This window comes from Isoptericola sp. NPDC057653 (assembly GCF_042799955.1).
Classification (GTDB): Bacteria; Actinomycetota; Actinomycetes; order Actinomycetales; family Cellulomonadaceae; genus Isoptericola.
The window spans coordinates 257,461-269,608 of the sequence record NZ_JBHVHP010000003.1; the positions used below are offsets into that span (position 1 = coordinate 257,461).

At 75.3% G+C, this 12,148-nt stretch carries 9 protein-coding genes; 2 read left to right on the forward strand and 7 right to left on the reverse strand.

The window, feature by feature from the left end:
• Positions 1-197 precede the first annotated feature (197 nt).
• Together ACFU9A_RS18145 and ACFU9A_RS18150 are read right to left on the reverse strand one after the other, a co-directional pair.
• On the reverse strand, positions 198-2,384 hold the full coding sequence (locus ACFU9A_RS18145) for a YhgE/Pip family protein (protein ID WP_430576689.1): 2,187 nt from the start codon (positions 2,382-2,384) through the stop codon (positions 198-200).
• On the reverse strand, positions 2,381-3,418 hold the full coding sequence (locus ACFU9A_RS18150; RefSeq protein ID WP_430576690.1) for a hypothetical protein: 1,038 nt from the start codon (positions 3,416-3,418) through the stop codon (positions 2,381-2,383). Before ACFU9A_RS18150 ends, ACFU9A_RS18145 begins: the two co-directional genes overlap by 4 nt.
• Before the next feature lie 102 nt (positions 3,419-3,520).
• On the opposite strand from ACFU9A_RS18150, the gene ACFU9A_RS18155 reads away from it, so the two are divergent.
• Entirely contained in the window at positions 3,521-4,165 is a 645-nt protein-coding gene (locus ACFU9A_RS18155) for a TetR/AcrR family transcriptional regulator (protein WP_430576691.1), read from the forward strand.
• Positions 4,166-4,168: 3 nt separating this feature from the next.
• Here ACFU9A_RS18155 and ACFU9A_RS18160 read toward each other — a convergent pair whose 3' ends face one another.
• The 4 genes from ACFU9A_RS18160 to ACFU9A_RS18175 form a co-directional block, all read right to left on the reverse strand.
• Positions 4,169-7,129 (reverse strand): FAD-binding and (Fe-S)-binding domain-containing protein, encoded by a 2,961-nt coding sequence (locus tag ACFU9A_RS18160; RefSeq protein ID WP_430576975.1) that lies wholly within the window; start codon positions 7,127-7,129, stop codon positions 4,169-4,171.
• A 204-nt stretch (positions 7,130-7,333) separates the two neighbouring features.
• Complete coding sequence (locus ACFU9A_RS18165; RefSeq protein ID WP_430576692.1) at positions 7,334-8,389, reverse strand: TetR/AcrR family transcriptional regulator; 1,056 nt, start codon at positions 8,387-8,389, stop codon at positions 7,334-7,336.
• Positions 8,390-8,500: 111 nt separating this feature from the next.
• The gene (locus tag ACFU9A_RS18170) at positions 8,501-9,331 is read right to left on the reverse strand and encodes an ABC transporter permease (protein ID WP_430576693.1); all 831 of its coding nucleotides are present in this window, start codon (positions 9,329-9,331) and stop codon (positions 8,501-8,503) included.
• Complete coding sequence (locus ACFU9A_RS18175; protein WP_430576694.1) at positions 9,328-10,302, reverse strand: ATP-binding cassette domain-containing protein; 975 nt, start codon at positions 10,300-10,302, stop codon at positions 9,328-9,330. Before ACFU9A_RS18175 ends, ACFU9A_RS18170 begins: the two co-directional genes overlap by 4 nt.
• Positions 10,303-10,449: 147 nt before the next feature.
• On the opposite strand from ACFU9A_RS18175, the gene ACFU9A_RS18180 reads away from it, so the two are divergent.
• On the forward strand, positions 10,450-11,511 hold the full coding sequence (locus tag ACFU9A_RS18180) for an NAD-dependent epimerase/dehydratase family protein (protein WP_430576695.1): 1,062 nt from the start codon (positions 10,450-10,452) through the stop codon (positions 11,509-11,511).
• Here ACFU9A_RS18180 and ACFU9A_RS18185 read toward each other — a convergent pair.
• Positions 11,491-12,039 (reverse strand): MarR family winged helix-turn-helix transcriptional regulator, encoded by a 549-nt coding sequence (locus tag ACFU9A_RS18185; protein ID WP_430576696.1) that lies wholly within the window; start codon positions 12,037-12,039, stop codon positions 11,491-11,493. The genes ACFU9A_RS18180 and ACFU9A_RS18185 overlap by 21 nt on opposite strands.
• Positions 12,040-12,148: the final 109 nt, after the last annotated feature.

Here is a 12,148-nt window from a genome sequence, read left to right on the forward strand (position 1 = left end):
GGCCCAGCTCGGCGACCCCCCCCCCGCGGGTCCACCCCCCCCCCGCCGGGCGGCCCCCGCGCCCGGGGGCGCGCCGGGCGGCGCCCGCGCTCGTCCCCACCCGCGGGGGGTGGGGGGCGGGCCCCCCCCCCCACCCCACCGGCGGGGGGGCGCGCCGGCCCCCCCCCGGCCCCCCACGGCTGCCTGGTCGTCGGGCGTCAGAGGACGAGCTCCGGCTGCAGCTTGGTCACCGTCCACACGCGCTGCCTGCGGGCGGCGAGCGTCGTGAGGCCGAGGGCGACGACGAGGACGCCGAGCAGCACGGTGACGTCGCGGGAGACGGTCGCGAGGTTGCCTCCGTACAGCAGCTGGCGCAGCCCCTCGACGGCGTACGTCATGGGCATGAACTGGTGCATCGCCTTGAGCGGCTGCGGGATGGTCTGCCACGGGAACGTGCCGCCCGCGGTGACGAGCTGCACCAGCATGAGGACGAGGCCGAGGAACTGGCCCGCCGCGCCCAGCCACACGTTCAGCGCCTGCAGGACAGCGACGAAGGTCGCCGAGACCAGCACCAGGAACAGCGCCGTGAAGAGGCCGTGCGCCGGTTGGATGTCGAGCGCGAACTTCGTCACCGCGAACATCGCCGCCACCTGCACGACGCCGATCGCGGCGGGCGTGGCCCAGCCGCCCAGCGCCGTGGCCAGGGCGGACCGGCCCGCCGCGAGCGCCCGCGTCGACAGCGGCCGCACGAGCAGGAACAGCACGTACGCGCCGATCCACGTGGCCAGCGACAGGAAGAACGGGGCGAGCCCGGCGCCGTAGGTGCCCGCCGACGACAGGGCGTCGTTGCGCACCTCGAGCGGGTTGCCGATGGTGGACGCCGTGTCCTCGCGCGTCTGGTCGTCGAGGTCGGGGACCTGCCCGAGGCCCTCCGCCAGCCCGTCGCGGAGCTGCTTCACGCCGCTCTTCAGCTCGCCCGAGCCGTCGGAGAGCTTGGTCGTGCCGGCCGCCAGGTCCGCGGTCCCGTCGGAGACCTGGCCCGTGCCGTCGGCGAGCCGGTGCACCCCGTCGACGAGGGCGGGCGTGGCCGCGGCGAGCTGGCCCGTGCCGTCCGCGAGGCGGTCCGCGCCGCTCGCCGCCGACGCGATGCCCGCGGTGAGCTGCGGCGTCGCGCCCGCCAGCGTCGCCGCGCCGTCCGCCACCTGCCGGGACCCGTCCGCGAGCTGGTCGAGCTTGGCCGAGGCGCCCTCGACCTTCGACACCGCGCCCTCGACGTCGTCGCGCTGCGTGTCCAGGGCACCGTCGACGTCGGCCCGCGTCGTGTCGAGGCGGTCGAGCACGTCGGACCGCAGCTGGGCGCACTGTGCCGCGAGGTCGGAGCCGTCCGCGCCGTCGGGGATGGACGCGCACAGGTCGTCGAGCCTCGTCTCGACGTCGGCCCGCCCCTGGTCGAGGGCGTCCGCCGCGTCGGAGCGCGCGCCGTCGAGGGTCGGCAGCACCTGCCCGGCGGCGTCCGCCGCCTCCCGGCCGTACTGCGCCACCTGCGCGTTCCCGTCGGCCACCTGCGCCGCTCCGTCGGACAGCTTCTCGGTCTGGGCGGGCAGGTCCGCGGTCTTGTCCTGCAGCTGGCCGAGGCCGGTCGCGAGCTGCCCCGCGCCGTCGTCGAGCTGCCCGACCGCGGAGGCCAGGGTGCCGACCTTGCCGTCCAGCGTCGCGGCACCGTCGGCGGCCTGCTGCGCGCCGTCGGCGAGCGTGTGCGCGCCGTCGTCCGCGTCCGCGAGGCCGTCGTCCAGCGTGGTCGCGCCCTTGAGGAGCTTCTTCGCGCCGTCCACCGCGTCCGCGAGGTTGGTGTGGATGGACGCGAAGCCGCGCAGGAACGTGTCGGCCGCCTCGGTGCCGACCTCCTCCGCGATCGAGTCCCGCACCTTCCCGACGATCGTGTCCGAGATCGTGCCCGCGAGGTAGTTGTTCGCGTCGTTGGTGATGAGGGTCAGGCTGGCCTGCTGCGGCTCGAACTCGCCCGCCGACGCCAGGTCGGCCGAGAACGTCGGCCCGATGATGAGCGCCGCGTCGTAGCGCCCGGAGCGCACGCCCGCCTCCGCGTCCGCCTGGGACGTCTCGACCCAGCCGAACCCGCCGTCGTCGAGCAGCTGGTCCGCGACGTCACGGCCGAAGTCCCGCTCCGTCTTCTCCCCCGTCTCCGCGTCCGTCGTGGTGGTGCCCTCGTCCTGCACGACGACGGCCGCCGGCACCTGGTCGAGCTGCCCGTACGGGTCGTGGTTGGCGAACAGGTACAGCCCCGCGTACAGCGTGGGGATCAGCGCCATCGCGAGGATGGCGAGCTTGGGGAGCCGGCCGGCCGCGAGGCGGCGCAGCTCGGACAGCGCGAGCCGGATCGCGGTCATCGGGCCTCCTCCTGGGTCTCGTCGGTCGGGGTCTCGTCGGTCGGGTCCTGGTCGGTCTGCCCTGCGTCATGGACGTCGGTCGGGACGTCGGTCGGGACGTCGTCGGGCGGGCTCTCGTGGTGGTGCCGCCCGACGACGAGCACGGTGTCCTCGAGGTCCTCCTCGGCGCGGGGGTCCGGGTCGGGCGACGGCTCGAGCTCGTCCTCGACCTCCTCCTCGGGCACGGCCTCCGGCTCCGGCTCGCGCTCAGCCTCCGGCTCGGGCTCGGGCTCGGTCGCGACCGCGGGCAGGACGGCGGTCGCCTCGGGGAGCGGGGCCGCGACGGGCAGCGCGACCGTCTCGTCGCCGGACGGCGCGGGCGCCTCGGGCGCCGCGCCGGGCGTCTCGCGCAGGACGACGCGCGGCGGCTCGTGCATGCTCTGCCCGCGCGCGGGCGGCAGGTCGGCGCCGAGCTCGCGGGCGGAGGACCGGGTGCACTGGACGAGCACCCCGAGGCCGGCGGCGGCGAGCGTGCGCGCCGTCTCCCACCATCCGGTGGGCTCGCCGCCGTGGCGGTCGGGCAGCGTCAGCACGACGAACCGCACGTCCGGGTTCTCGGCGGCCAGCGCCGCGAGGACGGCGGTGCGCACGGCGCCCGAGAGCTGGTCCACGCGCTTGCCGCGCTCCTCGGTGAGGGAGCGCTCCTCGAGCCACCGCGTGACGTCGCGCGGGAGCGAACGGCGGCCCGCGAGGGCGAGGCCCTCGGCCACGACGTCGGCCAGCGACAGGGCGTCGTCGGGCTCGCTGATGCCCGGCACGTCGACGACCGCGGTGCGCGCACGCAGCACGGACGCCGGCACGACGTTGCCGTCGAGGCGCACGGCGCCGTCGGAGGGCGCGAACCGGCCGGTCGCGACGAGCGCGAGCGCGGTGTGCCCGTGCCCGGGCTCGCCGGCCACGAGCAGGCACTCCCCCGCGGACCAGGCGAGGTCGGTCGCCTCCAGCATCGGCTCGCGCCGCCCCTCGACCCGAACCCCGCTCAGCGTGATCTGCACCCCTGCTCCTGTCCCCGCCGCACGCGACGCACTGTTGACCTGCGATCAACAACTCTACGGCCGGTGTTGACTAGCGGTCAATAACGCCGTACAACTGTGGCCATGACCCCCGCCACCCCGCGCTCCCGGACCCGCCGCGAGCCGTCCGACCGGCGCCGCGAACTGCTGGCCGTGGCCACCGCGGCCGCCGCCGAGGACGGGCTGGACTCCCTGACCCCCGCGTCGGTCGGCGCGCGTGCCGGGGCGTCGAAGGCGTTGGTCTTCCACTACTTCGGCTCGACGGCGGGGCTCCGGCGCGCGGTCGCGCTCGAGGCGGTGTCCGACCTCGAGCAGACCTTGCTGGCACCCGACGATCGTCCCCTCGCCGACCGCCCGGCGCACGCGATGGCCCTGTTCCTGGGCTCCGTCACCGCGCACCGGCGCGTGTGGGAGGACATCTGGCGCGGCGCCCTCGCGGGGGACGAGGTCACCGAGGCGGCCCTGCAGGACGTGCGGTCGGCCCTGGTCGGGCGCATGACGACCACCGCCGGCGTCATCGGCTTCACCCCGAGCGGCCGCCTGCAGCTGCTGGCGCGGGGGTGGGTGGCGCTGGTCGAGAACGTCACGGCCGCGTGGCTGGGCGGCAGCGGCATCACGCGCGAGGAGCTCGAGCAGCTGCTGCTGCAATCGCTCGTCGTCCTCGTGCCGGAGCTGCCCGAGCCCGCCCGCGCCGGCGTCCTCGCCATCGTCCGCCGGTCGGACGGATAGCGGTCAGAGCCGCTCGGCGATGACCTCCACGAGGGCCTTGCCGCCCACGCCCTCGAGCTGCAGCGCCTGCGTGCGGCAGGAGAACCCGTCGGCGATGTACTCCGTGCCCTCCGCGCGCTCGCGCAGCGCGGGCAGCAGCGCGTTCTCGGCCACGGCCACCGACACGTCGTAGTGGCCCTTCTGCATGCCGAAGTTGCCGGCCAGGCCGCAGCATCCGGCCAGCACCTTGACGTCGGCGCCGGCGGCGCGCAGCAGCGCCTCGTCGGCGGAGAAGCCCATCACCGCGTGCTGGTGGCAGTGCGGCTGCACGACGGCCGTGACGTCCGACAGGTCGGGGATCTGCCACGCCGCGTCGGGGGCCGTGTCCGGGGAGGTCAGCAGCTCCGCCAGCGTGCGGGTGGCGTCGGCGACGGCGCGGGCGCGCGGGTCGTCCGGGAACAGGTCCAGCAGGTCGGAGCGCAGCACCGCGGTGCACGACGGCTCCAGCCCGAGGATCGGGATGCCGTTGACGGCGTACGGGCCGAGCACGGACAGGAGCTGCGACAGCCGGCGGCGCGCGCCGTCGAGCTGGCCCGTCGAGATCCACGTGAGGCCGCAGCACGCCTGCTGGTCGGGCACGATGACGTCGTAGCCGGCGTCGGTCAGCACCTTCACCGCGGCCTGCGGCACGGACGGCGCGAGCGCGTCGCTGAACGAGTCCGCCCAGAGCACGACCCTCGGCCGCTCCCGGTCGGGCAGGTCGCCCGGCTTCTGGCCGGCACCCAGGCCGGGCACGCCGTGCGACGCCCAGCCGCGCTTCCACCAGGTGCGGAACGGGATCTCGGCGAACTGCGGCACCTGGCGCCGCGTGTCCATGCCGCCCGCCCACAGCACCGCCTTGGCGATCCACGGCACGCCGAGCAGCCCGTTGACGAACCGCGGCATCCCGCCGGCCAGGCGCGCCCAGCGCGGCAGCCAGCCCAGCGCGTAGTGGTCCACCGGGCGGAGCTTGCCCTTGTACGTACGGTGCAGCACCTCGGACTTGTACTGCGCCATGTCGACGCCCGCCGGGCAGTCGGACGAGCACGCCTTGCAGCTCAGGCACAGGTCGAGCGACTCGCGCACCTCCGGCGCGGTGAGCCCGCCGACGAGGGTGCCGTTGACCGCCTCCTGGAGCACGCGCGCGCGGCCGCGGGTGACGTCCTTCTCGTCCTTCGTCGCCTGATAGCTGGGGCACATGAACCCGCCCGAGGCATGGTTGTCGGCCCGGCACTTGCCGACGCCGACGCAGCGGTGCACGGCCGTCGTGAGGTCGTGGTGGTCGTGCGCGAAGGCGAAGCCGAGGTGGCCGGTCTTCTTCGCGATGCCGCGCAGCGGGCCGGGGCCGGCGAGACCCCGCTCCCCCAGCGGGGCCGTCGACGGCACGGCGGTCGCGGCCGGCCGGCGCAGGTCGGCGTCCACCGCCGCGGGCCGCACCACGACGCCCGGGTTGAGCAGGTCCTCGGGGTCGAAGAGTGCCTTGACCTGCTCCATCAGCGCGATCGCCTCGGGCGAGTACATCAGCGGCAGCAGCTCGGAGCGGGCGCGGCCGTCGCCGTGCTCCCCCGACAGCGAGCCCCCGTGGTACGCGACGAGGCGCGCGGCGTCGGTCATGAAGGTGCGCAGCACGGAGCCCGACGTCGACAGCGGGATGTCGATGCGCAGGTGCACGCACCCGTCGCCGAAGTGCCCGTAGGGCAGGCCGTCGACCCCGTAACGCTCCATGAGCTGCTCGAGGTCGCGCAGGTACGCGCCGAGCCGCTCGGGCGGCACGGCCGAGTCCTCCCAGCCGGGCCACGCCTGCTCCCCCGCGGGCGTGCGGCCGGCGAGGCCCGCGCCGTCGGCCCGGATCTGCCACATCTTGGTGGCGTCGGGGCCGGCGGGCAGCACCAGCGACGCCAGCGCGGACGACGACGTCACGATCGCCTCGGCCCGCGCGCTGGCCTCGTCCTGGCTCGCGCCGCCGACCTCGATCATCAGCCAGCCCGCGCCCTCGGGCAGGGCCGGCACCGCCGACTCCCCCTTCGCCCGCCTGACGACGTCGACCAGCCGCGCGTCCAGGCCCTCGATCGCGAGGGGCTTGTGGCCCAGCAGGTGCGGGACGTCGTCGGCCGCCGACGGCATGTCGGGGTAGCCGAGCACGACGAGCGTCGGCGCCGTCGGCACCGGCACCATGCGCAGCGTGGCGCCGAGCACCGTGACGAGCGTGCCCTCCGTGCCCACCAGCGCCTTGGCGAGGTCGGAGCCGTTCTCCGGCAGCAGGTGCTCCAGGGAGTAGCCCGACACCTGCCGCCCGAACCGGCCGAACTGCGTGCGGATGAGCGCGAGGTTCTCGCGCACCAGGTCCGCCAGGCCCGGCACCGCGGCGAAGGTCGCGTCGCCGCGGCCCGCGGTGAACCGGCGTCCGCGGCCGTCGACGACGTCGAGCTCCACGACGTTGTCGGCCGTGCGGCCGTACGCCACGGCGTGCGGGCCGCAGGCGTTGTTGCCGATCATCCCGCCGAGGGTCGCGCGGTTCTGCGTGGACGGGTCGGGGCCGAACCGCAGGCCGTGGGCGGCGCCCGCGCGCTGCAGCGTGGACATCACCGTGCCCGGCTCGACGACGGCCGTGCCGGCCGCGGGGTCCACCTGGACCACCTGGTTCAGGTGCCGCGAGAAGTCGAGCACGGCTCCGGTGCCCACCGCGTTGCCCGCCACGGACGTCCCGGCGCCGCGCGCGGTCACCGGGATCGACAGCTCCCGCAGCACCTCGAGGCCGCGCTCCACGTCCCGCGAGCTGCGGGGGAAGGCGACGACGTCGGGGACGACGCGGTAGTTGGACGCGTCCGTGGAGTACTCGGCCCGGCGGCGGGAGCTGGTGTCGACGTCGCCGGCGATCACCGTCCGCAGCGCCGACGCGACCGCTTCCCGGGCCTCGTCGGCCGCCTGCCGGGCCGCGGACTCCACCTCGTCACGGGTCGGCGCGACCTGCGCGCCCTCGTCCGGCGTCGGGGTGGTGCGGGTCTGGGCTGGCACGCGCCGATTCTGCCATCGGTGCCTGCGGGGCGCCGATGCGTCCACGCCGCCGCGCCGTCCGAGCCTCCTGCGAGCACGGGATCCGTGTCGCCATCGGGCGGTCCGGCGATACGGATCCCGTGCTCGACGGGGGCGTCAGCGGTCGCGCTCGGCGCGCTCCCTGGCGGCCCGCACGGCCTCCGCCTCGGCCTTGCGCGCGTCGCGCAGCGCCTTCTCGAGCTCTCGCACCTTCTTCTGGCCCTCGCGCACGCGCTTGTCGGCCTCCTTGCGCCGGGCCGCCGCCTTCTTGACCTTCGGGTCGGAGGAGTACCGCATCGCGACGGCGAGCGCCTCGGCCACGCCCGCGTCCTGGAGAGCGCTCCCGGGCGGGGCCTCCGGCGCCGGCCCGCGCCCGGCCTGCGCGGCCACGTACGCGGCGACGCCGTCGAGCGTGCGCTCGAGACCCCAGCCGACGTCCTCCTCGTCGTCGAGCGTCCCCGTGTGGTAGGCGGCGTAGGCGCCGCGCTCCACGAGGGGGCGCAGGTACGGGAACCGGACCTCGTCGACGAGGGCCCGCAGCATGTCCGCGAGTCCGGGGCCGGCCGCGGCGGCGGCGTCCGTCCCCGCGCTGTTGGCCCGCCGCAGGTCCCGGTTGAGCTCGGCGGCGTTCCGGACGTACCCGTTGAGCAGCAGGATCGTCGCGATCTTCTCGTCGTCGCCGAGCGCGGTGGAGCGCAGCGCGCGCAGCCCGGCGTCGAGGGCGCGCAGGCTCGCCGGGGTGAGCGGCGCGCCCGTGACGGGGACGTCCAGCACCCAGGAGTGCCCGCGGAACAGCTCGTACGTGAAGAGCGCCCACTCGCGCAGCTCCGCCCGCCAGTCCGCCGGCTCGTGCTGCGGCGGGAACTCCAGGTCGAGCGCCGACTCCTGCATGAGCAGCAGCAGGTCGTCCTTGCTGGTGACGTACCGGTACAGCGACATCGTGGTGAAGCCGAGGCTCTTGGCCACCCGGGCCATCGAGACCCCGGCGAGCCCTTCGGCGTCGGCGATCTCGACGGCGGCCTCGACGATGCGCTCGATGCTGAGCTCGCGGCGCGGCACCCGCTCCGGGCGCTCGGCCACGCCCCACGCGAGGGCGAGGCTCGGCGGGAGCTCCGGAGCGTCGGTCCCGGACGGGTCCGGCTCGGGCAGGTCCGTCTCCGGCGTGTCCGTCATGGCCTCATCATCCCCGATCGTCCCGGCCGGTCCAGCGTCGTGGTGGGCGGGCTCGTGGCCCGGTTCCGGGGAAGAACCGGGCCACGAGCCCACTCACCTCGGGCGCGGGGATCAGCGGGCGGTCCGACGGCGGTACAGGACGCTGCCCGCGACGATGCTCGCTGCGAGGAACCCGACCAGCCAGGCGCAGGCCGTGACGATCGTCCCGGCGTCGGCCGCGCCCATGAGCAGCCCGCGCACCGACTCGATGATCGGGGTGAACGGCTGGTGCTCGGCGAAGCCGTGCAGCCAGTCCGGCATGGTCTCGACCGGCACGAACCCGGAGCTCAGGTAGGGCACGAACAGGAAGATCATGTTGACCGACTGCGACGCCTCGACGCTCAGCACGAGCCCCAGCGTCACGCTGATCCAGGTGAACGTGAGGACGGCCAGCACGGCGAACGCGACGAACCCCAGCCAGCCGCCGAGCCCCGCGTCGGGCCGGAACCCGTACGCCACCGCCACCAGCAGCACCACGGCCGCCGAGGCGAGGTTCCGCACGACGCTCGCGACCGTGTGCCCCCACAGCGCGGACGAGGAGAAGATCGGCAGGGTCTTGAAGCGGTCGATCGTGCCCGTCGTCATGTCCTGCGACACGCTCATGGCGGCGGTCGCCGAGTTCATCCCCAGGCACATCACGAGCACGCCGGGCACCACGTAGTCGATGTAGTCGCCCCCGGTGCCGCCGGAGATCGCGCCGCCGAAGATCACGACGAACACGGTCATGATCAGCGCCGGCAGCGCGAACGCGGTGATGAGGCCGTCGATCGAGCGCAGCGAGCGCCGCGCCTCCCGCCGGCTCATGGTGGCGACGTCGCGCAGGGGCGCGCGCGTCCCGCGGACCCGGGTCGTGGCGGGCGCGCCGGGCACACCGGGCGTGGCCGGGGCCAGGGTGGTGGTCATCGCAGGGCCTCCTCGGGGGTTCGGGTCGGACGATCGGTCGTGCCGCTGGTCAGGGCGAGGAAGACGTCGTCGAGCGTCGGCTTGACGACGCTCACCCCGGCGACGGCGAGGCCGCGGGACTCCGCCCGGTCGAGCACGTCACGGATGGCCCGGACGGGCTCGGGGCTCGGGAACGTCAGGGCGAGCGCCTTCGCGTCCTCCTCGGCCCGGTCGAGGCCCGGGACGCCCAGCCCGCGTGCGGCCGCGAGGCTCGCGGCGTCGTCGAAGGAGACGCGCACGTGGTCGCCCGCGACGAGCGCCTTGAGCTCGGCGGCGGTGCCGCGGGCGGCGATCCGACCCTCGGCGAGGACCGCGATCGTGTCGGCGAGGCGGTCCGCCTCCTCGAGGTACTGCGTGGTGAGCAGGATGGTGGTGCCGTCGGCGGCCAGGCCCCGGACCACCTCCCACAGCTGGGCGCGGGACGCCGGGTCGAGGCCGGTGGTGGGCTCGTCGAGGACGAGGACGTCCGGGTCGGCGACCAGGCTGATCGCCAGGTCGAGCCGGCGACGCATGCCGCCCGAGTACGTGCCGACCTGGCGCCGCGCGGCATCGGTGAGGTCGAAGCGGTCCAGCAGCTCCTGGGCCCGACGGCGCACGTCCCGCCGCGGCAGGTGCGCGAGGTCGGCCATCATGACGAGGTTCTCCTCGCCGGTCTGGAACTCGTCGACCGACGCGTACTGGCCGGTCAGCGCGATGCTGCGGCGGACCGCGGCGGGCTGCGCCACGACGTCGGCGCCGGCGATGGTGGCCGTGCCCGCGTCGGGCCGCACCAGCGTGGTGAGGATGTTGACGGTGGTGGTCTTGCCGGCGCCGTTCGGGCCGAGCAGCGCGAAGATCTCGCCGCGCCGGACCTCGAGGTCGACGCCGCGCAGGACGGCGGTGCGCCCGTAGGACTTGCCCAGCCCCCGCACCGCGATCATCGGGTCGTTCATGGCCGTTCCCCTCCTGGTCGTCGTGTATGCCGTACACGAGCGTACGACATACACACCGTGTTGGCTATACACATCGTGTGCCTCGTACGCGACAGGGGTGCCGCGGCTGCACGCGCGCGGCGCCGCCCGCGCGGCTACGGTCGGACCGTGCGCGTCGTCGTCGTGGGAGCCAGCGGAAACGTCGGGACCGCCGTGCTGCGAGCCCTGGTGCGAGAGCCGGCCGTCACCTCGATCGTGGGCGTCGCCAGACGCGTCCCCCGGGCGGACGGCAGCAGCACCGTCTCCTTCCCGCACGACGCCGCCGAGTGGGTCCGCGTCGACCTCACCGACACCCACGACGCCGTCGTCCGCGGGCTCGACCGGGCCTTCCTCGGGGCGGACGCCGTCATCCACCTGGCCTGGGCGTCGCCGTCGTCCCGCGGCTCCGCGCAGGCACGGCGCCTCAACCTCGACGGGTCGCACGCCGTCGCCGACGCCGTCGTGCGGGCGGGCGTGCGGCACCTGGTGCTCGGCTCCACCTCCGGCGTCTACTCCCCCGGCCCCGCCGACGGCAGCCCGGTCGCCGAGGACTGGCCGCGGCGCGGTGTGCCGACGTCCCCGTACTCGGTGCAGAAGGTCGCCGTCGAGCGGATGCTCGACGAGTACGCGGCCGGGTACCCCCAGCTGGTCGTGACCCGGGTGCGCCCGGCGCTGATGCTGCAGCGCGAGGCCGGCGCGGAGCTGGGCCGCTACTTCCTCGGACCGCTCGGCACCCGCGCGCTGCGGCTCGCCGCCAAGCGGGCCCCCGAGGGCGCGCTGCTGCCCGCCGTCCCCGCGCCCGACGGGCTGCGCCTGCAGGTGATGCACACCGACGACGCCGCCGACGCGTACCGCGCCGTCGTCGTCGGCCGGCACCCCGGGGCGTTCAACCTCGCGCCCGAGGGCTGGCTCACCGGCGACGACCTCGCCGAGGTGCTCGCCGGGGGGCGCAAGGTCGCCGTCTCTCAGGACACCGCACGGACGGGCCTGTCCGTCGCGTCCCGGCTGCACCTCGCGCCGATCGACGTGGGCTGGTTCGACATGGCGCGCGCCGACGTCGTCCTCGACGCGACCCGGGCGCGCGAGCTGCTGCGCTGGGCGCCGACCCACGACCCGCGCGACGTGCTGCGCGAGACCGTGGAGGGCGTCATCGCCGGAACGGGCGCGGGCTCACCGCCCCTGCTGGGCTGAGGCCTCCTCCAGCACCTCCGCGCAGCCGGTCCCCGTGGACGCCGCGGCGCAGGCCAGCGTCGGGTCGATCGCCGCCATGACCGACCTCGCGGCCGCCCCGAGCGCCTGGAGCTGGCCCGCGTCGAGGGCGTCGACCACCAGCCTCCGCACCTCGCGGACGTGCCCGGGGGCCGCGGCCACGAGCCTCGTCATGCCGGCGTCCGTGAGGGAGGCCTCCATGCGCCGCCGCCCGTCCGAGCAGGCGCTGCGCCGCACGAGGCCGTCGCGCTCGAGGCGACCGACGGCGTGCGAGAGCCGCGACAGCGAACCGTTGGCCAGCGCGGCCAGGTCCGTCATGCCGAGGGTGCGACCGGGCGCGTCGGCGAGGGCGACGAGCACGTGGTACTCGAACAGGTTGAGGCGGGAGTCGGCGCGCAGCTGGGCATCGAGCGCGGCCGGCAGGGTCATGAGCATCCCGGCCACGTGCATCCAGCTCTGCTGCTGGTCCTCGGTGAGCCATGCAGGGGCATCGGTCTGTGCGGACGGCATACCCCATCCTAGGCCGACTTGAACATTCAATGCGCGAGGGCGTAGCGTCCGGATTGAACGTTCAAGATGGCCGCCCGCCCCGCGGCGGCCACGCACCGGAGGGACCACC